This is a genomic window from Mesorhizobium sp. WSM4813 (assembly GCF_055811555.1).
On the sequence record NZ_JBVVQU010000140.1, the window covers coordinates 1 to 1,183 of the forward strand.

Sequence of the window (1,183 nt, forward strand, 5' to 3'; positions counted from 1 at the left end):
TCCGTCTGCGGGTGGAATTCGACCAGCACGTAACCGCCACCCTGGAAGGCGGCCGAACGCATCTCCTTGAGACCTTTGAGGCTTTTCAGCTTGGCTTCCATTGGCCGCAGCAGAAGGCGTTCCGAATCCTCAGGCGAGATGCCCTGATAGATCAGGCTGACATACATCATCGGAATCGGGACGTCGGGTTCCGCTTCCTTCGGCGTCGACTGGTAGGCGACCGCACCCGCCAGGATGAGGAAGACCAGGACCGAAATCGTCAGCCGGGCGTTGTTGATTGCGAGTTTGACGATATCCATGATTACTGCGTCCCGGCCGTCGCTTCGCCCAACAGCTTCTGGATGGTCGCCTGGTCGGCCTCGACCGGCTTGACCGCTTCGCCTTCCCTCACCAGTTCCTGGCCGGCGACGATGATGCGCGCACCGGCAGGGATGCCGCCAAGCACCAGGCCGGTTGGCGTATCGTCGACCAGATCGATCGGGAAGAACACGACCTTGTCGTCCTTGTCGACGGCGCGGATGCCAAGGTCGCCCTTGTCGCCGAGCGTCACCACGGAGCGCGGCAGCATGACTGCGTCGGTCGGCTGTGCGCTCAGCGCGATCTCGGCGGTCATCCCGGCCGGAATAGTGCCCTCGGGGTTGGGGATTGCGATCTCCACGCGGAAGGTGCGGGTGGCGGACGAGGCGTCGCGGCTGATATAGCGCACGGTGCCCTCGACATTCTGGCCGCTGACCAACCGTACATTCGCCTTGTCGCCGATCTTTAGATAGCCGAGATCGCGTTCGCTAACCTCGCCGCGGGCGATCACCGGATCGAGGCTCAAAATGGTCGCCACTTCGCCGCCCTGCATCACCGAACTGCCAAGCTCCACCGGCACCCGGTCGATGACGCCGTCGAACGGCGCCTTCACTTCGTTGCGGTCGAGCTCGGCCTGCGCGGCTTCCAGGTGCGACTGGGCCAGCGTCAGGTTGGAGCGAGCCGTATCGAGCTGCAGCTTGGGCAGATTGCCGGTTTTCATCAGCCGCAATGCTGCATCGAGTTCGGCCTGACGCTGGACCAGAAGCTGCTTGGCGTTGCTGACCGCCGAAAGCTTTTCCTCGGCGGCAAGCATCAGCACGAGGTCGCCGGTCTTGACGCGCTGTCCCTGCTTGACCGGCAGCTTGTCGATGACGCCGGCGACGCG

The 1,183-nt window shown here is 63.7% G+C and carries 2 protein-coding genes; both read right to left on the bottom strand.

Annotated features, from left to right (window positions below):
• Positions 1-299 (bottom strand): efflux RND transporter permease subunit (locus tag AC0L25_RS32375; protein WP_473599176.1); only part of this gene is annotated, 299 nt, incomplete at its 3' end.
• 2 nt (positions 300-301) lie between these two features.
• Positions 302-1,183, bottom strand: an 882-nt coding sequence (locus tag AC0L25_RS32380; RefSeq protein ID WP_473599177.1) for an efflux RND transporter periplasmic adaptor subunit, incomplete at its 5' end; no start/stop codon positions are given.